Origin of the sequence: Janthinobacterium pasteuri (assembly GCF_051380775.1) — a bacterium.
Taxonomy (GTDB): Bacteria; Pseudomonadota; Gammaproteobacteria; order Burkholderiales; family Burkholderiaceae_D; genus Janthinobacterium.
The window spans coordinates 118,844-141,943 of the sequence record NZ_JBNYXS010000013.1 but is presented as its reverse complement, the minus strand read 5'-3'; the positions used below and the strand labels follow the sequence as shown (position 1 = coordinate 141,943).

The following is a 23,100-nucleotide window of genomic DNA, read 5'->3' as shown; positions in this document are numbered from 1 at the left end:
GTCAGAGAAGATCAAACAGGGAAATGTTGCCCACCTTGGCGTACGCCTTGTACGTCGCCTGCAGGGCCACCTGATAGCCGTTCAGTTCAATGGCGGCCGCGCCCATGTCGGTCTTTTTCAGGTCCAGCAGGGCCGAATCGTTCGACAGCGACACATTGGCCAGGTTGCCGGAGAGCGTGGTGAGGATGTTTTGCGCGCCGCCAAAGATGGCGATCTTGCCGGAGAGTAAATCCATGCCGTCATCGGTGCCAGCCAGGCCTGCGCCAACTATGGCGCGCACGGCAGGGTCGTTGGGGCTGACGCCCTTCGTGCTAAGGGTGGTGATGACCTGGTCGATCTTGTTCAGCCACACCTCCAGGTTCTTCACGTCGACGTTGGCTGCCTGCGTCACACCATTGCCCACCACCACGGTCTGCGAGTCGGTATTGCCGATATAGCTGTAGCGCGAACCAGCCACTGCCGACTGGTCATACTTGATTGCAGGCTGGTCGGTAGCGGTGCCGGAAAACATGTAGCGACCTTCCTGGTCCTTCAGGTTGGCCGTGTACAGCACGCTGTCGCGCATGGCGATCAGTGATGCCGACATCGCATTCAAATCGTCCGGCGCATTGCCGCCGTCGGCAGCCCATACCAGCAGGTCGCGGGCCTGGCCCATGTCGGTGACCATGCTTGACAGGTAGTTTTCGTTTTTCAACAGGCGCACTTTCACCGTGGCGATATTGTCCTGGTATTGGGTGACCATGGCTTGCTCGCGGGTCAGGCGCGATATGCGCACGTTGCCGATCGGATCGTCCGATGGCAGCTGAATGCGCAAGCCCGAGGCCATCTGCTGGGTCAGGTAATTGATGCGTTCCTGATTTTGCTGAAGCGAAATATTGATCAGCGCTTGGTACTGGCTGCTGGCGACACGCATGATTTTCTCCTTAACCCATCATTTGCAAAGTGGCATCAAACAAGGTATTCGCCACGGAAATGACTTTCATGTTTGCCTGGTACATATTCTGGAATTCCACCAGGTTCATCGCTTCCTCGTCCTTGTTCACGCCGCTGGTGGACTTCCAGTCATCGATGGCCTGCGCGCGCACCGTGTTGGCCGTCTTCAGCAAGGCCTGGTTTTGCTGGCTGTAGATAGCCAGCTTGCCGACGAGCTGCGTGTCGGCGTCGCTCATCAGGACAGAACCTACCCAGCTGACGGTGATCGGTTGATTCTTGATATCGATCAATTTCTGCAAGTTGCCGCTGTCGCCAGCCACCCCCGTCAGCGACAGGGCCAGGTCCTTGGCGTTGAAGCCGGGGGTAATGCTCAGCTTGCCATTCGCATAGGCCAGCAGGGGGCCGCCAGGAGTGCCAGCCATGGTTTTGCCCAGTGCCAGCTGCGCGTTGACCTTGTTGCTCAACTCGGTGGCCATGTCTTGCAGCGACTGTTGCAGCGGTTTCAGGGTATTTTTCTCGAATGCACCCAGGCCGCCCATCTGGCCGCCGATGGCGACCAGATCGAGGTTGTACGAGGACTTGGCGAAATCGAGGCTCAGGGTTTGGTCGCCCGTGTTTGTCATGCTGCTGCTCAGCGTGCCGGCAATGCTGCCGAGGACCAGCGGCTGCCCCGATTTCAGTGCGACATTGCGCGAGCCGTCAGGCTGGTCGAGCACGTCAATGCCCATTTGCGAGGCCAGGCCATCGATCAACTGGTCGCGCGCGTCCATCAGCGACGACACGTTTGTGCCCGAGGCCGTGGAGGTGCTGATGCGCTGGTTCAGTGCGGCGATATTGGCCAGGGCAGTATTGGCTTGTGGCACGATCGCTGCGCGTTGCTGCTGCAAAGACAGCAACTGATTGCCCATGACGGTGCTGATGCTGTTGAAGCGCTGCGCCATGGCGTCGGCGGAGGTGATGATCTGCTGGCGCAGCGGCGTCGACGTCGGGTCGACGGCGGCCGCGTTGAGCGCCCTGAAGAAGCCGTCGATGCCGTTGCTGATGCTGGAAGCATCGTCGCCCATCACGCGTTCGAGCTGGGTCAGGTATGGCTGGGTCTGCGATCGGGAGCCCTGGTCGGACGCGGCACGCCACATTTGCTGGCTTTTATAAGCATCGGCAAAGCGCAGCAGGGCCGACACTTCCACGCCATTGCCGGCCGAACGCACGCCGGCGGTCGCGCCAAGCGACGACAGCAGCACACCCTGGCGCGTGTAGCCCACCGTTTGCAGGTTGGCGATATTCTGGCTGGCCGCATTGAGTGCGGCCTGGGCGGCGATGCTGCCTGACAATGCATTGCTGATGATGCTCATTGGGCAAGTTTCTTTCGTGAAGAGTGTGGCGCGTGCGGGTGGGCATGCATTGAATCGTTGTTACCTTGTACAGGCGACACTTCAGACGGATTTATTAAGCGGCGCAGCAATATTGTCGGTCTTAACAGTACTTCGCGCGGCCACGGGGGTGCCGGACGCCGGCAGCAACTGGCGCAGGATGGCGTCGGCGATGCCGAAGGCGCGCTGGCCGGCCATTTTGTCGGCCACCAGGTTGTCGGCCATTTCCAGCATGTCGCTGTTGACGGGATCCTTGAAGACGCTGTCTTCGCCCGCCATCTCGCGCGTGCCAGAACGCATCTGGCGCAGCATGTGCGAGATGAAGAAGGCTTCGAACTTGACGGCCGCCTCGGTGGCCTTGGCTGCGTAGCGCGGATCGGCCGGCGTGGCCGCTGCAGGAGAGCGGTCGTCGAGCGCCGAAGGCAGGGCGCTGCTGCTGTCGTTGATATTGAGCATTAAATTACCACCAGTTCGCCTTCGATGGCCCCGGCCTGGTCGAGGGCTTGCAAGATTGCCATGATGTCATCGGGCGAGGCGCCCAGGCTGTTGACCACGTCGATGATGGATTGCAGCTTGGCGCCGGCCGGCCATTTGAACATATTGCCGTTGCCCTGGTCGACGGAGACTTTTGATTGCGGCGTGACGGTGGTCTGGCCACGGCCGAACGGCGCTGGCTGGCTGACGTTGGAACTTTCGGAAATGACGACCTTCAGCGAGCCGTGCGTGACGGCGGCCGCCTTCACGCGCAAGCCTTCGGCGATGACCACGGTGCCGGTGCGCGAATTGAACACCACTTTCGGCGTATCGACACCCACGTCGACGCTCAAGGCTTCCAGCTTGGCCATGAAGGCCACGCGCTGGGTCGGGTTTTCCGGCGCCAGCACTTCCACGCTGGTGGCGTCGCGCGTGGTGGCGACGGCGCCGAAGCGGCGGTTGACGGCTTCGACGATATTGATCGCTGTCTCGAAGTGCGGGTGGCGCAAGTTCAGGGTGACGGTCGGTTTTGTCGAGAAATCGCTGAGGATTTCACGCTCGATATTGGCGCCGTTGGGAATGCGGCCCGAGGTGGGCGTGTTGACGGTGACGGACGAGCCACTCTTGCCGGTGGCGTTCAAGCCACCGACGACGACATTGCCTTGCGCCAGCGCGTAGGTTTCATTGTCGGCTGCGCGCAGTTGCGTCAGCAGCAAGGTGCCGCCGCGCAAGCTTTTCGCATCGCCCAGCGACGAGACGGTGACGTCGATGGCCTGGCCACGGCGGTATCCTGGTGGAAACACGGCACTGACCATGACGGTGGCGACGTTCTTGCTTTTCGCTTCGGCACCGTCCGGCATTTTCACGCCGAACTGCTTGAGCATATTGACCACGGATTGGCTGGAAAACTTCACCTGGGTGGTGTCGCCGCTGCCGTTCAGGCCCACGACGAGGCCATAGCCGACCAGCGGGTTGTCGCGCACGCCCTCGATGCTGACCAGGTTGCGCAGCACTTGCGCGGCGCTGGCGGGCAGGGACAGGCCGGACAGGGCAGCGAGCATGGCTGCCAGGGGCAGGGCGGAACGAAATTTCATGAGCTCACCTTAAAACGGCATCCATGGGCCGACGAAGAAGCGCGTCAGCCAGCCTGGCTTGTTGGCGTCGGCCAGGGTGCCCTGGCCGGAATAGGCGATCTGCGCATTGGCGATGCGCAACGATGACACCTGGTTATTGGAATCGATGTCGGCCGCGCGCAGGTAGCCGCGCAGGCGCACGAATTCCTCGCCCTGATTCAGGGTCAGCGTTTTCTCTCCCTGCACGCGCAGCAAACCGTTCGGCAGCACTTCCTGCACGATCACGGTGATGGCGCCGGACAGCGCATTTTGCTGCGTGCTGGTCGAGTCGCCGGCGAAGTCGCGGTCGGCAGACAGGTCGATGCCCGTCTTGGGGAAAGTCTTGCCGAGGACGTTGGCCGCTTTCACGCCGACGGACGAGCCCTTGTTGAAGGAGGTACCGGCCTTCTTGCTGGCCTGCGTGGTTTCCTGCAGGGCCACCGTGACGACGTCGCCCACGCGGAAGGCGCGGCTGTCCGAGATCAGGTCGAGGCCCGCATCGGGATTGAATACGCCGCCGCCCACGCCGCCGCGCGCCGCACTGCGCGGCGCCACGGGCAGCGGCGTGTCGGAAAAGCTGGGCGCCAGCGGCGCGGCCGGCTGGCTGGCGCAACCGGCCATCAACACCAGCAGCAGGGCCGCCGTAGCTTTCATGGCGACTGTCATCAGCGTGCCGCTTGCGCCAAATATTGCAGCATATTGTCGGCGGCCGACAGCACCTTGGTGTTCATTTCATAGGTGCGCTGGGCTGCGATCATGTCGACCATCTCTTCGACCACCTGCACGTTCGAGCCTTCCAGCGCAAACTGTTTCAGCTTGCCCAGTGCGCCTTCGCCGGGACGGCCTTCCGTCGGCGTGCCGCTCGATGCCGTTTCCTGGAACAGGTTTTCACCCAGTGCCAGCAGGCCGGTCGGGTTGACAAAGCTGGAGAGGTTCAGCTGGCCCAGCTGGGTGCCATTGACATTGCCCGGCACGGTGGCCGTGACCATGCCGTTTTCGCCGATGGTGATCGCCGTGGCATTGTTCGGTACGGTGATCTGCGGCACCAGGGGCAAGCCCTGGGCGTTGACCATCACGCCATTTTCATTCAGGCTCAACTGGCCGGCGCGCGTGTAGGCCGCTTCGCCGTTCGGGCGCAATACTTGCAAAAAGCCGTTGCCGGTGATGGCGACGTCAAATTCGCGGCTCGTCGTTTGCAGGCTGCCGGTGGTAAACACTTTTTGCGTGCCCACCATATGGGTACCGTTACCCAGCTGTACGCCCGATGGCGAGAGGGTGTTGTCGGCGCGCTGCGTGCCTGGCTGCTGCTCGACCTGGTAAAACAGGTCTTCAAAGACGACGCGGTCGCGCTTGAAACCCACCGTATTGACGTTGGCCAGGTTATTCGCGATGGCTTGCAGTTTGGCATCTTGTGCCTGCACGCCGGTCTTGCTGATCCACATTGCTGGATTCATGTATTGCTCCTTGAATATTTAATCGCGGTGGACTCAGGCGCCCAGCAGGCGGTTGCCCGATTCCGTCATGGAATCGCTGGCCTTGAATACTTTCATCTGCATCTCGAAACTGCGGTTCAGGCTCATGGTGGCGACCATTTCCTCGACGGCCGAGACGTTGCTGCCTTCCAGGTGGCGGTCGCGCAGGCGTACCGTCGGGTCAGCCTGCAAGTCTTCGCCGCTGCGCGCCACGATCAGGCCCGCCTCGTTCTTGGTCAGCTCGCCCCCTTCGGCATTGACCAGCTTGAGCTTGTCGACGGTCTGCATTTGCGCGGTACCCGGCACCTGGATGGAAATCGTGCCATCGGCGCCGATCGACAGGCTGGTGTGCTCGGGAATCGTGATGGGACCGCCTTCGCCCAGCACCGGCCGGCCATTCAGGGTCAGCGCGCCCGTTTCATCGAGGTCCATGGCGCCGGCGCGCGTGTAGGCTTCGCCGTTTTGCCACTGTACCGCGAGAAAACCGTTGCCCGTGATGGCCACGTCGAGTTCGCGTCCCGTTTCCTTGATGGCGCCCGTGCGCGTGCCGATGGCGCTCGACTGCGTCTGCGTCATGTGGCGGTCGTCGTAGCCATAGCCGTTTTGCAGCGGCTGGGCAGTGGACACTTCCAGGTTGGCGCGAAAGCCGCCCGTCTCGATATTGGCCAGGTTGTTGGCGTGTACCTGCTGTGCCCGCAGGGCACGGTCGGCCCCGCTCATGGCGGTATAAATCAGCGCATCCATTGCTCTTTACCTTTGCGTGTCGTGGATTACAGCGCTTGCATCAGCGATTGCAGCATGGCGTTTTCGGTCGAGATGACCTTCGAGTTCGCCTGGTAATTGCGCTGCGACGTCATCAGGCCCACCAGTTCGGAGGTGATGTCGACGTTTGACTGTTCCAGCGAGCTCGTCACCAGTTTGCCGGTCATGCCGACGCCTGGGCGGTCATAGATGGCGGTGCCGGAGGTGGTCGAAGCGACCCAGCTGGTATCGTTGACGGCCGTCAAAGCACCTTCATCGGGGAAGGTCGCCAGGGCGATCACGCCGATGCTTTGCTTCTGGCCATTCGTGTATTTCGCCACGACGGAGCCGTCATCGGCCAGTTCCACGCCCGTATAGGTGCCCGAGGCATAGCCGTCGGCGCGGTCGGTCGAGGTGGTCGCTTCGCCGGCGAACTGCGTCGTGCCCGTGTAGTCGATGGCGATCGCCAGCGGCGCCGCGCCGTTCGGCGTGCCCAGCCCCAGCGGGACCGGTGCGGTTGTCGCCAGCTTGCCGTTCACGTTGAAGGTCATGTTCGTCACTGGCGCCAGATCGACGTTGTCCAGGGTGTAGTGCACGTCCACGCCCGTTCCCGTCTTGACGAAGTACTGGCCCAGCGAGTGCTTGGCGCCCAGCGAATCGTAGACGATCGAGGTCTTGGCGCTGTTGTAGGTCAGTTCATTGGTCTTGTCGAAGGGGCCAGCCTTGATGGGCCACTCGGCCGACATGTTGGCCGCATACGCCAGCTTGGTCGACGCCACGGCGGGAATCTGGCCCGTCGGAATGTTCATGTCACCCATGGTGCCCAGGGTGGTGCTGCCCTTGACGGCGGCATAACCCTGTACCAGGCGGCCGTTCGAGTCGATCAGCTTGCCTTCATTGCTGGCCGAAAAAATGCCGACCCGGCTGTAGCTCATGGTGTTTTGCGCATCGCGTGCAACGAAATAGCCGCGGCCGTCGATGGCTGCGTCGAGCGCGCGGCCCGTGTTCAGCACGCCGCCAGTGAGCGACATGCTTTGCGTGATCGAACCGATTTCCGTCCCCGTGGCGCGCGAACCGGCATACATGGCTGAAAAGTTGGCGCGGCTGCTCTTGAAACCGTAGGTGCCGGCATTGGCGATATTGTTACTGGTGCTGTTCAACTGTTGGTTGATGGACTGGATACCGGACAGGGCGATGTCGAAACTCATGTTGACTTCCTTTAGTGAAGGACGAGATTAGTGTGCAGGAAACGAAGGGGCAAGCGGATCAGGCCTTCTTGCCGTTAAAGCCGGTGATCGCGCCAGGGTTGACTTCGCCCAGGTTCGACACGCTCAATACCATGCTGCCGCCGGAGGACAGACGCACGCTGTTCAGTTTGCCTGCGATATCGACCGTTGGTTTTTCGGCGCCGCTGGTGCTGACTTTCATGCTGTAGGTGCCGGCAGGCAATCCCAGGGCCACGGGGTCGATGGTGAACGGCACCGTGCCAGCCGTCTTGGCGCCCAGTTCGATCTTGTATTCCTTGTCGTCCTGCCCTTTCAGGGTCACGGTGGTCTTGGTGGTGCTGGCGGCCAGCGCAATGCTGCCGCTGACCTTGCTCTTGTCGAGTTGCACCGTTTCGCTGTTGACCATGACTTCGGAGCCCACTTGCGCGCCCAGGGCCAGCACCTGCATCGATTGCAGCACGCTGGCATTGGCGCTGGTCAGCGCCGACAGGTTTTGCATCGCTTCGGTCTGCGCCTGCTGCGTCAATTGGTTGACGAACTGGCTCGGGTCGGTCGGCGCGAGGGGATCCTGGTTCTTGATCTGCGCGACCAGCAATTTGGTGAACATATCCTGGGTGGCATTGGTTTGCGACTTGACGGCATTGCTGCCGCTGTTGCTGCCACTGGTGTTATTTGTAAAGAGATTGGTTTCCATGGATTATGCTTCACCTAATTTGAGGAGCGATTGCTGCATCGACTTGATGCGGCCCAGAACTTCGACATTGGTTTCAAACGCGCGCGACGCCGACATCATGTCGGTCATCTCTGCCACCTGATTGACGTTGGGGTAGAACACCATGCCATCGGCATTGGCCATCGGGTGGCCCGGTTCATACACCTTGCGCAGCGGCTCATCGCTTTGCACCACGTCAAGCACCTGTACGCGCCCGCCGGCACCGCTGGCACCGGGGCCATCCATCACGGCCGCAAACACGGGCTTGCGCGCGCGATAGGTTTCGCCTTCGGAACCGGCAACGGAATCGGCATTGGCCAGGTTGCTGGCGATGGTATTGAGGCGCACGGTTTGCGCCGCCATCGCCGAACCGGCGATCTTGGAAATATCCTGGAAGCTCATGCTGATCCTTATTGTCCGGAAATGGCCTTGGCCAGACCCTTCAGTTTCATGTTGACGAAAGTGAGGCTGGTCTGGAAGTCGGTGGCATTCTGCGAGAACGCCGCCTGCTCGACGCCGATTTCGACGGTATTGCCGTCACGGCTGGGGTGGTAGGGTACGCGGTACAGGGCGCTGGCATCGTCATCGGTCGACAGCAGGCCGGCCTCGTTGTCCTGCAACTGCTGCAGGGCGCTGCCGAAATCCATGTCCATGGCCTGGAAACCGGGCGTATTTTCATTGGCTATATTGGCCGCCAGCACGCGCGTACGGTCGGCACGCAGCGCGAGTGCATCAGCGTGCACGCCCAGTGCATCCTTGAAATTAATCCCCATGGTCATCCTTTGTATTGAATTCGATCGTGCTTTTTGCGGTTCGGGCCAGAAAATAGGTGCTGCAGAGGTAAAATCCCAGCCTGGTCATGTTGACGCATGGTAAGGTCATGCCGCTTCAGTATCTTTAATTAAGGTTAGCAATGATTTACTTTGAGAACTATTCCATGACGTGGAACAAGGCGTCATGTCGTCACATACTGCTTCCTGGCCTAATTTTACTGACCAGCCTATATAGTAGTGCAGGTCGCGCAGAATTGCCAGCCGACAATATATTTTCGCGTGTGGAGCAGTTGGCGCGAGAGCAATTGGCGCAACAAGCAGCCTCAGCCGGATTGCTGGAACCGCAGTTCCAGGTGGCCGTGGTGAAAAGCACGCGCCCCGTGCCAGCGTGCGCGGCGCCCGTCGCGCTGGAGACGGCGGACAGTCGCTCGGCGCAGCGCATGCGCTTTGTCGCAGTGTGTCCTGGTAGCAACAGTTGGCGTTACGAAATGCTGGCGCGCGGCAGCATCACGGCCCAGGTCGCCGTCACCAGCGCACCGGTCACGGCGAATACGCCGTTGCAGGCGGGCGACGTGACGATGGCGCGGCGCGACGTGACGATGGTGCCGGACAGTATTTCTTCCTTGGCCGGCGCCGTCGGCCTGTCGAGCCGGCGCAGCTTGCGTGCCGGCGAAGTGCTGCGCCAGGGGCAGCTGGCTGCGCCCATGCTGATCAAGCGGGGCAGTGCGGTCAATATCGTGGCGCGCAAGGAGCAGGTGGAAGTGAGCATGGGCGGCGAAGCGCTGGACCCGGGCGCGCTGGGGCAGGTGATCCGCGTGCGCAACGCCACCAGCGGCACGGTGATACGTGCCAGGGTGGTCGATGCGGGCGTGGTGGAACCGGCCGATATTACCGGCCGTTAAGGAAGGTCAGTCTGCGGCGGCAGTGCGCTGCAAGCGCGTCGCCAGCTGGGTCAGCTTGGCGGCGTAGTTCGGGTCGGTGGCATAGCCGCCGCGCGCCAGGCCTTGCGCGAAGGCGCCCGCGTCCGCACCCGTGTTCAGGGCGGCGCGGTAGCGTGGATTGTCGAGCAACACCTGTGCATAGTCGCGGAAGGCGCTGGCCTGGTCCGGGTAGCTGCGGAAGCGCTCGGTTTTTTTCAGCGCCGTGCCGCTGCCCGCCTCGTATTCGGTGGTGACATTGCTGGCCACGTCACCCTGCCATTTGCCGCCGGCCTTGATGCCGAACAGATTATTCGTGTCCGCGCCCGTGCCCTGGCGCAGCGGACGCTGGCCCCAGCCCGATTCCAGCGCGGCGTGGGCGGCGACGATTTCCGGCGCCACGCCCAGGCGCGCGCCCGTTTCTTGCGTCCACGGCTTGATCGAGGCGAGGAATTGCTGCTGCACTTCGCCGATCTCGCCGCCCTGGTTGATGCTGCCGAGCACATTCACGGGCTGGCTCTGCTCCAGGTAGGCGCGTCCTTGCGGGCTCAGGCTGGTGGCGTTGCCGCCGCCCTGTTCGATGAAGCGGGCCACCTCGCCCTGTACCTGCTGGAACACGCTGCCAAAACTGCCAGCGGCCACTGTGGCAGCGGTAGCGTGCATATTGCTCTGCACGGCCGATGTGGCCGCCGTCGATTGTGTCGCCGCCGTAGCGCGGGATGTGGGGAAATCAGCCTGGCGCATACGTATCTTCCTCGCCATGCAGCACGCGCTGCATGATGCTGTACTGCTCTGTTAATAAATCACTGTTGCGCGAATTGAGGCGCTTGCATTCCAGCACCATCTGCTCCAGCGCGGCCCAGTCGGCTTCGGCCTTGCTGCGCGCGTCTTCTTGCAACAACGCAAACAATTGCGGCATATCGCCTTGCGGACCCAGCAGGGCGGTGACCAGGCTGACGCGCTGGCGGCGGCGTGCATCGAGGGGCTCGACGGCGGCGATGACCTGGTCAGCCAGCGCCGTCAGCTGGGTGCTCTGGTGGTGCAAGGTGGCCTGGAATTGCTCTTCCAATAATGTTTTCAGGGCGGCATAGCCGACGCTGTCGTCCGTCATGCCTTGCAGCACGCGGCGCATGGCTTCCTGGCGCGTGATGCCCTTGCGCGGCGCGGTCACGACTCACCGCCGTGGAAACGCTGGATCAGGCCTGCCAGTTTCGATGGATCGAAGGGCAATTCGCCCTTGGCCAGCGCATCGCGCAGCATGGCCACGCGCTCGTGGTCGATCTCGGGCATGGCGCGCAGGGCGGCCATGGCCGGTTGCAGCACGGCCGATTGCAATTCCGCCCCGGCCGACGAACCGCCCATGGCACCAGCTGCCCCCGCGTTCTCGGCGATCGCCTCGGCAGGCGCGACGGCGCTGCTGCGTACGGCAGCGCCGGTATTGCCGGAGGAGATTTTCATACGTTGTCCCTTGCCCTTAATTTGCATGCTCATCGCGCTCCTTCTTTGCGGGCAGGCCCAGTTTTTCGCGCAGGCGTTGCAGCGTTCCCGAGTCCGGTTCGCCCACCTGCAGCTCTTCGCCCTGTGCCTTTTGCCCGGCCATGCCGAACATGGCGGCGATGCTGTCGGCCTGGCCACGCGTCAATATTAACAGTTCGATGCGGCGGTTGATGCCGGCGCTGGCATTTTTCACGTCCAGCGGCGCGCGGTCGGCCATGCCCACCACTTGCAGCACGCTGTCCGGACTCATGCTGCCAATCAACAATTGTGCGCGCGCCGACATGGCGCGGTTGGCCGACAGGGTCCAGTTCGAATAGCCTTCATAGCCGTTATTGGCGTATTGCATCGAATCCGTGTGGCCGACGATCAGCATCTGGTTCTCCATCTGGGCGAAGACGGGCCCCATCTGGCGCAGCAGTTTGCGGAAGCGGTCGGTCGGCACGGCGCTGCCGCGCACGAACATGCCTTGCTTGTCCGTATCGTGCAGCATGACGCGCAAGCCGTACGGCGTGATCACCGATTGCAGATTGCTTTTCAGTCCCGCTTCGTCGCTGAGCTTGTCGAGCGCGCGCGACAGGGACAGCAAGTCTTCCGGCGACTGGTAGCTGACTTTCGTCTGGTTCTGCGGCGCGGCACCGGCCTTGCCATCCTGCGTCTGCTTGCCTTCCGTGCGCGTGTCGCCCGTGCCCTTGCGGGGCATGGGGAAACGTTCGATCAGGCTGCCGCGCGGGCCGCCTTTCTGTTCCGGCATGACGCCCTGGCCTTCGCCCTGGCGGCTGCCTGCCGACGCGTCCATCATGATTTCCTTCATCGCCTGCTGCTCGCGCGCGGCCATCAGCCACAGCACGAGGAAGAGCGACAGCAGGGCCAGGCAAAAGTCGGCGAACGCTACTTTCCAGGCGCCGCCATGGCCATCGTCGTCATGCTTGCGACCAGCACGCTTGATGATGGCCTGTTCATGTTTCTCATGCGGCTTTAGCACGGCGGCCTCCCCGGCCTTGGCCTTGCTCTTGTTCGGCGCCGCCATCTTCCAGCGCGTTGATCCAGCTTTCCAGCTGGGCGAAGCTAGGCTTGATGTTCAGCTGCACCAGGCGGCGGCCCGCATCGATGGCCAGCAGGGGCGGCTTGCCCGCCACGTGCGTGACCAGCACGACCTTCACGCATTCCATGGTCGAACCTTCCTCGCCCACCAGTTGTTTCATCATGTTGCACATCGGATCGAGCACGCCGTAGCAGAAGAAGATGCCGATGAAGGTACCGACCATGGCGGCGCCCACTTTTTCCGAAATTTCCGCCGCATCGGCGCCGTCGGCCACGGAATTCATGGCCATCACGATACCCAGAACGGCGGCCAGAATACCGAAGCCCGGCATGGCTTCGGCGATTTTGTGCAGGGACTTCGACGGTTGCAGCAACTCGTCGTGGATGGCTTCCAGTTCTTGCTCCAGCACGCCTTCGAGCTCGTGCGCGTTGATCTTGCCCATCGCCATCAAACGGAAGTTGTCGACGATGAAGGCCAGCAGCTTCGGCTCTTCCAGCACCAGCGGATAGCGCTGGAACAGGGCGCTTTCGCGCGGTGCTTCGACGTGGGCGTCGAGCGCCTTCAGGCCGCCGGCGGCCGTTTGCAGCAGTTCATACATCAGCAGCAGCAACTGGCGCTGGAATTCCGAACCTTGCTTCTTGTGCGTGACGATCTTGCGCATCTGGTGCAGCATTTCACCGAGTACATGCTTGGGGTTGCCCAGTACCAGGGCGCCAACGGCGGCGCCGATGATGATGATCAACTCGACCGGTTGCCAGATCGCGTGGACGGTACCGCCCATCAGGGCGAAGCCTCCGAATACACACCCCATCACGATTAAGATACCGATAATTACCATGTCAACTGCCTTTCTGCGTCATTGTGCTGCGTCAATTTGATGGATAGTGCTTGATACTTATGCGTCTTGCAGCATGGCTTTCATCTTGCCCAGTGCCGTCTTGTTCAGTTGGCAGACGCGGGCGTCGCTCAGGTCCAGCACGGCGGCAATTTCTTTATAGCTCAGTTCGAATTCGTAATACATCTGCACCACGCGCTGTTCACGTTCGTCGAGCGCGCGCAGGGCTTGCTCCAGGCTGCGCCGCACCATCAATTGCTCTTCCGGACTCGGTGCGCTGTCGGCCTGTCCCAGGCTTTCCTGCAACACTTCGTCAAAACTGGCGATCAGCTCGGCGTTTTCCGCCAGCTGGTATTCCTGGTAGGCTTCCGGCGTCAGCTTCAGGGCCGCCATGATTTCCGCTTCCAGCGGCTCGCGCCCCAGGCGCCGGGTCAGGGCGCGCACGCTGTCGCGCAGGCGATGGCTTTCCTGGCGCACGGCGCGCGGACGCCAGTCCTGGCGCCGCAGTTCATCGAGGATGGCGCCACGGATGCGCAGGCTGGCATAGCTGCCGAAAGACTGGTCTGGCAAGCCGTAGCGGCGCAGCGCTTCAAGCAAGCCCATCAGGCCAATCTGCTCCATGTCGTCGCGGTCGATGGCGCCCGAAACCTGCGAATTGAGCTGGCGCACAATGCGCTTCACCAAAGGGGAATACGCCACCAGATGCTGTTGCTCTTCAGCAACACTGAGCACGGCCGCGCAAGCGCTGGCGGCGGCGTATTCGCCGGCGCCATACGCTTCCTGGTATTGCTCTACATAGGCCACGGGATCTCCCACTAGGTCGGCTGGCGTGTTGGCTTATTCAATGATCAGCTTGCCGACCATGACTTCGGTGTAGGGTTTTTCCATCTGCTCGCGTTCGTAGCTGACATTGAAGGCCTTGTTGATCTGCTCGGCGTATTGCTCCACCGTCATGGTCTGTGCCTTGTCCATGGGAAAGCTCGACAGGGTACTGACGGCGATCGAGCGCATCAGCGGCAAGTGGTCCTTGGTCAGTTTTTCCTTTTCCTCGGTGGTAGCGATCACCAGGTCGGCCGACAGGTAATGCGTTTCGCTATCGCCAGGCCCGCGGCGCAGCATCACGATGACCTTGTCCAGCGTGAGGAACTTGCGGGCCTTCTTGCCCGTGGCGGGCGGTGGCGGTGCTTTTGCTTCGGCAACCTCGGCATGGCCGGCGACCGGCTTGGCCAGATACCACATGGCACCGCCAGCCGCACCGGCGGCCAGTACGGCCACGGCGACAAAGCCGCCGATCAGTTTCATTTTCATATTCATCAGGCGCTCTCTCGCTCATGCATGGCGTAAGTGGTGCTGGAAGAAGTGCCGGACGGCGTGCCGTCGGACAGGGCGCGGCCCGGCTCGGCATCGTCCTGCTGGCGGCCCGGTTGACGCTGGCCGCGCGCATCGCCTTCGGCAAACGCCTGGGCGGCAGCGCTGCGCGGGGTAGCGCTGATATTCACGGCGACGTCAGTGTACTGGCGCTGTGCCAGGTCGCTGCGCATGTTTTCGCCGATGCCTTGCAGCTGGCGCAACACTTCCGAGTTCGACGCCGTGACGTTCACTTGCAGCGCGCCGGCCGTGTGGCGGATGGAAATTTCAATGCGGCCCAGCATCGGCGGATCGAGGCGGATCGTCGCGTGTTCGCTGTTGCGGCCGATCTGCGTCTGCAGGCGTTCGCCCAGCGCTTCGCGCAGCGGTTCCTGCCATTGCTGGGCTGGGCCGTTGAGTTTGATGGTATCGCCAGCCGGGACCGCCGTGGCGGTATTGCCGACCGCGCCCGTCAGGCCCAGGTTGGGCGCGGCGGGTGTCGGCGTCGCGGCACCACGTTCGCCTTCGCGCGCGGCAACGGCTGGGGCGGCGACGGCTGTTGCCGGCGCGCTTTGCTGCAGCAGCGATTCGAAAGGCTGCGCCGGCATGCTGCCTTTGGCAGCCGTCGCCGGGTTGGCGGCGGCCAGCGGTTCGCGCATGTCGCGCGCTGCCGGTTGCGCCGTTGCCTGCGCGGTGAGGGTGACGGCCGCCGGATGCAGGCTGATGTTGAGTGCCGGGTTGGCCTGCGCCACATTCGCCTGCACTTGTGTCTGTACTTGCGCCTGTGCGCTGGCGCGTGCCTCCGCTGCTGCCGCGTCCGCCGGTGGCAGCAGCGTCACGGGCAAACCGAGGACGGGGGCAGCCATGGCTGGCAGGCTGCTGTCGGCCTGGCTGTCGCTTTCCTTTGCAGGCTCAGCTTTAGGGGCATCGGCCGTATCGGCTTCGGCCGTCGGCACGCCTGCGCCAACGAGCACCTGCGCAAACAGGGGCAGGGCGGAAGGCACGGCGCCATTAGTGGCGGCGGGCGCACTGCTGCCATAGCCCGGCGTGCCGGGCAAGGTTGTCGTCTGTGCCTGCGCTGGTGCCGCATTGGCCGCCTGTGCCGGAGCGGCCGGCGCCGTGTTGAAGTTCATGATCATGCTTGATACCCTTCAGAGTCGTATTCGCCGAGCGCGGCGTAGGCGACCCAACCTTCCTTATTTGCCTGTAATGCGCCCAGGTGTAAGCCCAGGCGTTCTTTTTCCTCAGAGCAAATTTTAACCGCTTGCGCGTGAATTTTGCGCAATTGCAACAATTCTGTTTGTTCCAGCGTAGTCCATGCGCCCCGTTTTGCCAAAAGCGGGATATTTTTCTCCAGGCTGGCCGAGATTTGTTGCATCGCCTCCCAGTCCGGCTGCGCGATCGCCGCGCTCAATTGCCGACTCAGCTGCTGCAGCGCAGCGCGCCTAGGCATTGTTAGCCTGGACGCCCACCCAGCCGCGCTTGATGGTCGTCATCAAGGTCGTCACTTCGTCGATCAGGGTCGGGTCGAGCTTGATGCCGGCCGTGTACAGGCGCGCCACGCAATAGTCGTACAGACGCGCCAGGTTGACCACGACTTCGCCGCCAGTGTCGAAATCGAGCGAGCTCGACAGGCCGTTGATGATCTGCGTGCATTTATCCAGGCTGATGGCCTTTTGCTCATAGCGTTTGCCTACGATATGCCCGCGCGCGCGCGCCAGTTCTTCCAGCAAGCCGTCCGTCAGCACCAGTACCAGCTCGACCGGAGTGGCGCGGGCGGTCTGGGCATCCAGGTTGACGGCGTGGTAGTTGCCGTAAGCTTCATTGTTTAACATTATTGTATTCTCGCTATGTTAACGTGCGGCGGCGCGGCAGGCGCATCCGCCTTAGGATTTGTTGTTGCTGAACATGGCATCGAACATGTCGACTGTCTTGGTCATCTGTTCCTGCATGACTTGCAGGCGCGTATACTGATCCAGGAAACGTTTGTAGGCCGTGTTGTACTGCGTCGTCAGCAGGTCGGTGCTCTTGCTCAGCGACTTCTTCAAGCTCGTGTTCGCATCGAGACGCTGTACCAGCTGGCCCTTGGTGATGTTGCTCCATTGGCCCAAAGCCTTGTCCAGGCCGCCGAGCACGCCCGATGGCGCCGACAAGCTATTGTTGCCAAACAATTTGTCCAGGTCGCCCGGGTTCGATGCCAGTTTGGCCGTCAGCTTGGCCGTATTCAGGCTCAGCGTGCCGTCGCGGTTGGCGGTCACGCCGTAGGACACCAGCGATACGCCGCCGACGCTCTGGCGCAGCAGATTGTTCAAATTGCTGCGCAGGGCGTTCAGGCCAGAATCGTGGGCAAAGATACCTGCCGCGATGTTCTTGTCCGGATCGCCGGAGCTGGCCAGACCGTCCAGCACGCTTTTCAGTTTGTTGTAGGCATCGACGAATGCCTGCACATTGGTTGCCGTGCCGCCGCTGTCGGTTCCCACATTGACCGTCACGGGCGCATCGCCCGTGTTCATGGCCTTGGTGAAGGTCAACTTCACGCCCGTCACGTTGGTAAGAGTATTCGACGCCTGCGTGATTTGCGTGCCGGTGTCCTTTGCGCCCAGCCAGACGATGGCGTCCTGCGCTTTGACGACTTCCTTGATGTTGGTCGCCGCGTCCGTCACCAGTGCCTTGGTCAGCGCGGTGTTGGTCACGCTCGAGGCGTCCAGCGTGACAGCGTTTTCCTTGCCCGTCAGGTTCGATGTCAGTACCAGCTGCGCCTGGTTGCCGATAGTGACGATGGAGGCCGTCACGCGCGAATTGTTCTTGCTGTTGCCATTGATGGCGGCGGCGATTTCCTGCGGCGTTAGGATGCCGTCGGCATCCTTGTCGGCCGCGCTCAGGTCGATGTCAAAGCTGTTGTCGGCGGTGGCGGCGGCCAGCGGATCACCGATCCGCACGGCCAGCGTGCCGCTGCCGGCGGCAGGGCTGTTGGCGAGGCCGCTGTAGGAAGTCTGGCTGGCTGTTGCCAGTTGCTGCACGAAAAAGGAATAGCTGCCAGCGACAGCCGTGGCATCGGCCGTGCCGCTGCCATAGGCGGTATTGCTGAACGTGGCGGACTGGCTCAGCAGCGACTTGGTGCTGCTGCTCATGGTCGTCATCGCGCTCTGGAAGGAGCTCATCGCCAGCTTCAGGTTGTTCAGCGCCGCCGCCGCGTTATTCGCCTGTGCGGTTTGCTTAGTCAATTTGTCCTGCTGCGCCGCGACTGACTTGGTTGCCAGGTTTTTTGCGGTGACGATCGGATCGTATTGCGGTGCGGTAATTACGTTTGCCATGCCAGACTCCTGAATAAAGGGATATACCGGTACAAGGCGACCCCCATTCCCGTTTCGTGAAGTTTTCCTGAAAGAAACTTACACCAACCTCATTTTACCTGCCCGCGGAACCAGAATTGCGTCGCCAGCTCGTCTTGTCGCTTGGCATCGACACGTTGTTGCTCATTTGCAACATATTTTTGTTTTTGCGTCAGCACCTGGTCCAGCACTTCGCGTTTGGCCCAGGCCGTATTCAGGGCGCGCTGCGACACGGCCATGTTGGCCTCGTGCAAGTGCAGGTCGGTACGGTGCTGGTCGGCCATCTGCATCACGGCTTGCTTGAAGTTGCCGCAGTTGACGGACAGGGCCAGGGGCAGGGCACCGCTGGGGCCGCTATCCGTGTACAGGCCCGTCAGGCGCTCCAGGTTTTTCTGGTAGCGCTCGCGCACGGCCGTCTGCGCCGCCATTTCGCCTTGCAGGCGTTCCACTTCGGTGCTGCGCAGGCCGACCAGAGTGGTCAGGTTGCGGATGGTATGCGCGTCGCTCACGTATGCTCCTAGGCCATGATCTGTTCAAGTTGTTCGATGCAAGGCCCCATCGGCGCCTCTTCCTTGGTGCCCTGGCACAGGAAGGCCTCGATAGGGGCGTGCAACTGCACGGCGCGGTCGGTGATCGGGTCGGCGCCCGGCACGTAGGCGCCCAGCGGGATCAGGTCGCGCACGCGCGCATGGCGTGCCATCGACGCTTTCAGCGCGCGCGCCGCCTGCATGTGTTCGGGCGTGATCACCTGTGCCATGCAGCGGCTGATCGAGGCGGCGATGTCGATGGCGGGGTAGTGGCCCCGCTCGGCCAGTTCGCGCGTGAGCACGATGTGGCCGTCGAGAATCGCGCGCGCCGTATCGACCACCGGGTCTTGCTGGTCGTCGCCTTCGGCCAGCACCGTGTAGATAGCACTCATGCTGCCTTCCTGGTGCGCGCCATTGCCGGCGCTCTCCACCAGTTGCGGCAAGTTCGAAAAGACGGAGGGCGGATAGCCGCGCGTGGCCGGCGGCTCGCCCAGGGCCAGCGCCACTTCGCGCAAGGCCATCGCATAGCGCGTCAGCGAGTCGACCAGCAGCAGAACGTGCTTGCCCTGGTCGCGGTAATGCGCGGCAATCGAGTGGCACAGTTCGGTGGCCATGATGCGCATCAACGGCGACTCGTCGGCAGGCGCGATCACCAGCACGGCCTTTTTCAAGCCTTCGGCGCCCAGCGACTTTTCGACGAATTCGCGCACCTCGCGGCCCCGTTCGCCGATCAGGCCGACGACGACGACATCGGCCACCGTCTGGCGCGTGATCAAGCCCAGCAGCACGCTCTTGCCCACGCCGGAACCGGCCATCAGCCCCACGCGCTGTCCCTTGCCCAGGGTCAGCATGCTGTTAATCGCCCGCACGCCCACGTCCAGCGGCTCGATGACGGGTTGCTTCTTCAGGGGATTGATTTTCGGCGGCGTGACTTCCAGGATGTGTTCGCCACCGAGGCGGCCCAGGTCATCGATCGGCTCGCCCAGGCCATTCACCATGCGGCCCAGCCACGACGGGCCGATCTGCAGGCTGGCCTTGTCGGGCAGGGGCAGCACGCGCGCGCCCGTGGTCAGGCCCGTGGCCTTCTTGAATGGCATCAGGTAAGACAGTTTTTCGCGAAAACCCACGACTTGCGCGTCCAGCCATTCGCCGCTCACAGTTTCAATTTGACAACGCTGGCCCGTGTGCAGGCGGCAGCCGGCGCTTTCCAGCAGCAAGCCGGACGCGCCGACCAGGCGACCGGTGGGTGTCGCGACCGGTATATCGCCGATCTCGAAGCTGCGCAGCGTGTCGGCAATCATGCAGGCGCGCCCTGGTCCGCGTGTTCGGCGGCCAGCGCCAGATGGCTGCTGACCTGGTCCATGCAGGCCGACAGGCGCTGGTGGCAGCCCGCGTCGACTTCATTGTCGCCCGCCTTGATGCGGCATTCGCCCGCGTCGAGCCTGGCGTCGGCGATCAGGTTCCAGCGCTTGGCGCGCTTCGGATCGAGTTCGCTGATGCGCTTGAGTTCTTCCGGATTCAGGAAGACATCGATTTCTTCGCGCGTGGGCGGCATCGAGGCCAGGGTCTCGTCGACCAGGGCCAGCAATTGCACCGGTTGCAGCGCCAGTTCGGCGCGGATCACCTGGCGCGCCACCTTGGCCACCAGGTCGACCACTTCCTTGCGCTGCGCTTCGCGGTAATCGGCGCGTACTTTTTTCAGGTCGCGCAAGATGGCGTCGACGGGGCGCGCCAGGCGGTCCAGCGCCACCAGGGTTTCATTGCGGCCTTCTTCGCGGCCCTGCGCCATGCCATCGCTGCGCCCGGAGTCGTAGCCGTCCTGCTGGCCTTGCACCAGGCCCACTTCGTAGCCATCGCGCTGGCCCTGCTCGAAACCTTCCGAGACGGATGCCTGCCACTGGCCATCCGTATCCTCGTTGGAGGCGCGCTGGCCGGCGGCGATGAATTGCGACAGGGGCGGGAAACGATACGAGCGGAAGTGTTTCATTCGATCACCGCTTCAGCAAACAGTTGCACTTCGATCTCGCCCGCATCGGCGAGGCCCTTGACGGTGGCCATGATTTCCTGGCGCGTCTGTTCGATACGGGACAGTGGCACGGGGCCGGAACGGCGCATCATGTCTTCGAAGCTTTGTGCCTGGCGGCGCGGCATGGTTTTCAGCACGGCGTCGCGGATCGACGGTTCTGCACCCTTGAGGGCGATGGCCCACTGTTCCATCGGCACGTCTTCCAGGATGCGCGTGAGCGTGACATCGCTCTGCGTAGCCAGAATCAGGAAGTCGTACATGCTCAGTTCGATTTCCGAGACCACGTCCGGGTCGTGCGCGCGCAGCAGTTCGACCAGCGCAGCGCGGTTGCCCGGCATGCGGTTGAGAATCTCGGCGGCCTGGCGGATGCCTTCCACGCTGGTGCTTTGCGTGTCGAGCGTGCCCAGGCAGCGGCCCACCAGTTCGTCGAGCTCGACCAGCAGGTCGCGGTCGATCTCGTCCAGGCGCGCCAGGTTCAGCAAGACCAGGTCGCGGCCTTCGACGGGCAGGGCATCGAGAATCTGTCCAGCCAGTGCGGGCGGCAGGAAGGCCAGGAACACGGCTTGCATCTGCACGTGTTCGTTGACGATGTATTCGGCCAGCCATTTTGGCGAAGCCCACTGCAGGCGCGCCATTTTCGGGCGGATGGCGTCGCCGTAAATGTTGTTCAGCACGCTATTTGCGATATCGCTGCCCAGCGCCATGTCCAGCGAGCGCTTCAGGTAGCTGCGCGAGGCGCCGTGCACGCCGCTTTGCTGGCGGTAGTCGTCGAAGAAGGTCTGCATGGCCGTTTTCACGGATTCGACCTTGATGCCGCTCATGCGCGACATCACTTGCGTGACTTCCAGCAATTCTTCGCGCGACAGGCAGCGCAGCACGTTGGCTGCCTGTTCTTCGCCTATGCTCAGCAGCACGATGGCGGCTTGTTCCACGGGATTCAGGCTGACGCTTTCGTACTCGGCGCCGTCGGAGGGATTATTGTTGTTGAGTTCGGCCATTTTTCTGCATCCATTGTTTGACGACTTCGGCGACACGCTCGGGTTCTTTTTCAGCCAGCACTTTCAGGTGGTCGACCATCACGTCGACCGCCGAGCCTGGTGGCGGCAAGTCATAGTTTTCCAGCAGGGGCACGACTGGCATGTTGCCAGCGCCGGTCTCGCCTTCGAGCGCCAGCGGGCTGCCATTCACACCCAGTGCAGGCGCGCCGGCGGCGGCTGCGCCATTCGCGCCGGCGGCGCTGCTGCCGCCCAGTGCCAGGGCAGGATCGAGCTGTTTCAGTGCCGGTGGCGCCAGACGCGTGGTCAGCAGGCGCAGCAGCGGACGCAGGATCAGGAAGTAGCCGAGCACGGCGCCCAGGGCATACAGCAGCCAGCTGCTGAAATCGACGACGGTGTCGCGTTCTTCCCACCACTGCGCCACAGGCGGCTTGGCAGGGAAGGCCAGCGCCGTCAGGCTCAGGCTGTCGCCGCGCTGGGCGTTGATGCCCAGGCCGCTGTTGAGCATTTTTTCAATATTGCCCAGTTCGGCAGGGGTCCAGCCCGTTTTCGGATTCGGTGCGGCGGCGCTGTTGAGCACGACTGCTACGCTGAGTTTTTCCAGGCGGCCACGGCTGCGCTTGATCTGCGTGATGCTGCGGTCATACGCGTACTGGCGCGTGGTGGCGTTCTTGCGGGCCGTGCCATCGTCGGACGGCTTCGGTGCGCCATCGGCCGGCGCGGCGCCAGCGGCGTTGGCCGGTACCGGCACGGCGGCCGCTGGCGGACGGTTCGACAGGCTGCCGGGAATGCCGGCCACGGTGCGGTTGCGTTCCTGCTCTTCGCGCATCGCTTCGCTGGTCACTTTCGGGGCTTCGCCGTATTTTTCCAGCGTTTCGTCCACGCGGTCGTTATTCACGGCGGCCGTCACGCTGAGCTTGAAGTTGTCTTCGCCGATGACGGGTCCCAGCAAGCCCGTGACGTTGCGGCGAATTTCATCCTGGAAGCGTTTCGCGCCTTCATTGCCGGCGGCCGAGGCATCGAAGCCATCCGTCAGGTCGACGTGCGAGGACAGCAGGTTGCCGCCCTGGTCGACCAGGCTCACGCGCGTCGGCGCCAGGCTGGCGACGCTGCCGGCTACCATGTTGATGACAGCGGCGATCTGTTCCGGCGCCAGCGTGCGGCCCGGTTTCAGCGCCACTACCACCGAGGCCGACGATTTGTCGCCGTCGCTGGCGACAAACGAGGTCGACTTGGCAATCGACAGGTGGACGCGCGCCGAAGCGATCGCGTCCATCGTCATGATGCTTTGCGCCAGTTCGCCTTCCAGGCCGCGGCGGAAGCGCACGTCCTGCACGAATTGCGATACGCCCAGCGGGTCATTTTTGTCCATCAGCTCCAGGCCGGCCGGCAGCTGCGCCGTCACGCCTTTCGAGGCGAGCAGCATGCGTACCTTGCCCAGCATGGCGTCGGGCACCAGCACCTGGCCGCTGTCCGGATGCAAGCGGTAGGGGATGTGCTCGGCGTCCAGGGTGGCCATCATGTCCGTCACGGCCACTTTTTCGCGCGCGCCAAACACCGGCTTGTAGTTGGCCTGGTCGCGCCAGGCGTACATGGTCACCATGGCGGTGATGCCGATGGCCAGCACGACGATGGGAACCAGGTTTTTCAGCAGGGCGGGCGGGATGGCGGGCTGGGCACCAAGGCGCCAGCGCGCAAATGCGGACTTCATGGGGGTAATCACTTGGGGTAACTTTCGCTGGGAGGCTGGGCGTGGATCAGGACGTGAA

General features: G+C 62.7%; 28 protein-coding genes. 1 reads left to right on the top strand and 27 read right to left on the bottom strand.

Annotated features, from left to right (window positions below; genetic code table 11):
- Position 1 precedes the first annotated feature (1 nt).
- From flgL to flgB, 11 genes are all read right to left on the bottom strand, one after another.
- Positions 2-913, bottom strand: coding sequence for a flagellar hook-associated protein FlgL (flgL, locus tag ACQ4WN_RS15085; protein WP_436552275.1), 912 nt, complete (start codon positions 911-913; stop codon positions 2-4).
- 10 nt (positions 914-923) lie between these two features.
- Complete coding sequence (gene flgK, locus ACQ4WN_RS15080) at positions 924-2,285, bottom strand: flagellar hook-associated protein FlgK (protein ID WP_436552274.1); 1,362 nt, start codon at positions 2,283-2,285, stop codon at positions 924-926.
- An 81-nt stretch (positions 2,286-2,366) separates the two neighbouring features.
- The gene (locus ACQ4WN_RS15075; protein WP_436552273.1) at positions 2,367-2,759 is read right to left on the bottom strand and encodes a rod-binding protein; all 393 of its coding nucleotides are present in this window, start codon (positions 2,757-2,759) and stop codon (positions 2,367-2,369) included.
- A complete protein-coding gene (locus tag ACQ4WN_RS15070; RefSeq protein WP_436552272.1) occupies positions 2,759-3,871 on the bottom strand; it encodes a flagellar basal body P-ring protein FlgI in 1,113 nt (370 codons plus the stop codon). Before ACQ4WN_RS15070 ends, ACQ4WN_RS15075 begins: the two co-directional genes overlap by 1 nt.
- Positions 3,872-3,880: 9 nt before the next feature.
- Positions 3,881-4,543 carry a flagellar basal body L-ring protein FlgH gene (flgH, locus tag ACQ4WN_RS15065; protein ID WP_436552271.1) on the bottom strand — a complete coding sequence of 221 codons (663 nt, stop codon included), beginning with the start codon at positions 4,541-4,543 and terminating at the stop codon, positions 3,881-3,883.
- Between the two features lie 11 nt (positions 4,544-4,554).
- Positions 4,555-5,343, bottom strand: a complete 789-nt coding sequence (gene flgG, locus ACQ4WN_RS15060) for a flagellar basal-body rod protein FlgG (RefSeq protein ID WP_326456109.1) — start codon at positions 5,341-5,343, stop codon at positions 4,555-4,557.
- A gap of 33 nt (positions 5,344-5,376) precedes the next feature.
- The gene (gene flgF / locus ACQ4WN_RS15055) at positions 5,377-6,105 is read right to left on the bottom strand and encodes a flagellar basal-body rod protein FlgF (RefSeq protein ID WP_436552270.1); all 729 of its coding nucleotides are present in this window, start codon (positions 6,103-6,105) and stop codon (positions 5,377-5,379) included.
- Between the two features lie 26 nt (positions 6,106-6,131).
- The gene (locus ACQ4WN_RS15050; protein ID WP_436552269.1) at positions 6,132-7,310 is read right to left on the bottom strand and encodes a flagellar hook protein FlgE; all 1,179 of its coding nucleotides are present in this window, start codon (positions 7,308-7,310) and stop codon (positions 6,132-6,134) included.
- A gap of 58 nt (positions 7,311-7,368) precedes the next feature.
- Entirely contained in the window at positions 7,369-8,022 is a 654-nt protein-coding gene (locus tag ACQ4WN_RS15045) for a flagellar hook capping FlgD N-terminal domain-containing protein (protein WP_436552268.1), read from the bottom strand.
- 3 nt (positions 8,023-8,025) lie between these two features.
- Positions 8,026-8,442 (bottom strand): flagellar basal body rod protein FlgC, encoded by a 417-nt coding sequence (gene flgC, locus ACQ4WN_RS15040; RefSeq protein ID WP_034757795.1) that lies wholly within the window; start codon positions 8,440-8,442, stop codon positions 8,026-8,028.
- A gap of 8 nt (positions 8,443-8,450) precedes the next feature.
- The gene (gene flgB, locus ACQ4WN_RS15035) at positions 8,451-8,813 is read right to left on the bottom strand and encodes a flagellar basal body rod protein FlgB (protein WP_219135536.1); all 363 of its coding nucleotides are present in this window, start codon (positions 8,811-8,813) and stop codon (positions 8,451-8,453) included.
- 305 nt (positions 8,814-9,118) lie between these two features.
- Between flgB and flgA the strand changes: the two genes are divergently transcribed.
- Positions 9,119-9,715, top strand: a complete 597-nt coding sequence (gene flgA / locus ACQ4WN_RS15030) for a flagellar basal body P-ring formation chaperone FlgA (RefSeq protein WP_436552267.1) — start codon at positions 9,119-9,121, stop codon at positions 9,713-9,715.
- Between the two features lie 6 nt (positions 9,716-9,721).
- Here flgA and ACQ4WN_RS15025 read toward each other — a convergent pair whose 3' ends face one another.
- The 16 genes from ACQ4WN_RS15025 to fliF form a co-directional block, all read right to left on the bottom strand.
- A complete protein-coding gene (locus ACQ4WN_RS15025; RefSeq protein WP_436552266.1) occupies positions 9,722-10,474 on the bottom strand; it encodes a glycoside hydrolase family 73 protein in 753 nt (250 codons plus the stop codon).
- A complete protein-coding gene (gene flgN / locus ACQ4WN_RS15020; protein ID WP_436552265.1) occupies positions 10,461-10,901 on the bottom strand; it encodes a flagellar export chaperone FlgN in 441 nt (146 codons plus the stop codon). The genes ACQ4WN_RS15025 and flgN overlap by 14 nt, the downstream gene beginning before the upstream one ends.
- Entirely contained in the window at positions 10,898-11,188 is a 291-nt protein-coding gene (gene flgM, locus ACQ4WN_RS15015) for a flagellar biosynthesis anti-sigma factor FlgM (protein ID WP_034757812.1), read from the bottom strand. The genes flgN and flgM overlap by 4 nt, the downstream gene beginning before the upstream one ends.
- A 16-nt stretch (positions 11,189-11,204) precedes the next feature.
- Complete coding sequence (locus ACQ4WN_RS15010; RefSeq protein ID WP_436552264.1) at positions 11,205-12,209, bottom strand: flagellar motor protein MotB; 1,005 nt, start codon at positions 12,207-12,209, stop codon at positions 11,205-11,207.
- Complete coding sequence (motA, locus tag ACQ4WN_RS15005) at positions 12,193-13,107, bottom strand: flagellar motor stator protein MotA (protein WP_034757817.1); 915 nt, start codon at positions 13,105-13,107, stop codon at positions 12,193-12,195. The genes ACQ4WN_RS15010 and motA overlap by 17 nt, the downstream gene beginning before the upstream one ends.
- Positions 13,108-13,164: 57 nt before the next feature.
- Positions 13,165-13,908 carry a FliA/WhiG family RNA polymerase sigma factor gene (locus ACQ4WN_RS15000; RefSeq protein ID WP_436552263.1) on the bottom strand — a complete coding sequence of 248 codons (744 nt, stop codon included), beginning with the start codon at positions 13,906-13,908 and terminating at the stop codon, positions 13,165-13,167.
- Between the two features lie 33 nt (positions 13,909-13,941).
- Entirely contained in the window at positions 13,942-14,418 is a 477-nt protein-coding gene (locus ACQ4WN_RS14995; RefSeq protein WP_436552262.1) for a flagellar basal body-associated FliL family protein, read from the bottom strand.
- Positions 14,418-15,590 carry a flagellar hook-length control protein FliK gene (locus ACQ4WN_RS14990; RefSeq protein ID WP_436552261.1) on the bottom strand — a complete coding sequence of 391 codons (1,173 nt, stop codon included), beginning with the start codon at positions 15,588-15,590 and terminating at the stop codon, positions 14,418-14,420. The genes ACQ4WN_RS14995 and ACQ4WN_RS14990 overlap by 1 nt, the downstream gene beginning before the upstream one ends.
- Entirely contained in the window at positions 15,587-15,865 is a 279-nt protein-coding gene (locus ACQ4WN_RS14985; RefSeq protein WP_436552260.1) for a hypothetical protein, read from the bottom strand. Before ACQ4WN_RS14985 ends, ACQ4WN_RS14990 begins: the two co-directional genes overlap by 4 nt.
- Positions 15,866-15,896: 31 nt before the next feature.
- Positions 15,897-16,286: a flagellar export chaperone FliS gene (fliS, locus tag ACQ4WN_RS14980; RefSeq protein WP_436552259.1), complete on the bottom strand. Its 390-nt coding sequence runs from the start codon at positions 16,284-16,286 to the stop codon at positions 15,897-15,899.
- Between the two features lie 51 nt (positions 16,287-16,337).
- Positions 16,338-17,765, bottom strand: a complete 1,428-nt coding sequence (fliD, locus tag ACQ4WN_RS14975) for a flagellar filament capping protein FliD (protein WP_436552258.1) — start codon at positions 17,763-17,765, stop codon at positions 16,338-16,340.
- A gap of 89 nt (positions 17,766-17,854) precedes the next feature.
- Complete coding sequence (locus ACQ4WN_RS14970; protein ID WP_077403163.1) at positions 17,855-18,292, bottom strand: flagellar export protein FliJ; 438 nt, start codon at positions 18,290-18,292, stop codon at positions 17,855-17,857.
- Positions 18,293-18,300: 8 nt separating this feature from the next.
- Positions 18,301-19,611: a flagellar protein export ATPase FliI gene (gene fliI, locus ACQ4WN_RS14965; protein WP_436552257.1), complete on the bottom strand. Its 1,311-nt coding sequence runs from the start codon at positions 19,609-19,611 to the stop codon at positions 18,301-18,303.
- Positions 19,608-20,297: a flagellar assembly protein FliH gene (fliH, locus tag ACQ4WN_RS14960; protein ID WP_436552256.1), complete on the bottom strand. Its 690-nt coding sequence runs from the start codon at positions 20,295-20,297 to the stop codon at positions 19,608-19,610. The genes fliI and fliH overlap by 4 nt, the downstream gene beginning before the upstream one ends.
- The gene (locus ACQ4WN_RS14955) at positions 20,294-21,334 is read right to left on the bottom strand and encodes a flagellar motor switch protein FliG (RefSeq protein WP_035818015.1); all 1,041 of its coding nucleotides are present in this window, start codon (positions 21,332-21,334) and stop codon (positions 20,294-20,296) included. Before ACQ4WN_RS14955 ends, fliH begins: the two co-directional genes overlap by 4 nt.
- Positions 21,312-23,042 carry a flagellar basal-body MS-ring/collar protein FliF gene (gene fliF / locus ACQ4WN_RS14950; RefSeq protein ID WP_436552255.1) on the bottom strand — a complete coding sequence of 577 codons (1,731 nt, stop codon included), beginning with the start codon at positions 23,040-23,042 and terminating at the stop codon, positions 21,312-21,314. Before fliF ends, ACQ4WN_RS14955 begins: the two co-directional genes overlap by 23 nt.
- Positions 23,043-23,100 lie beyond the last annotated feature (58 nt).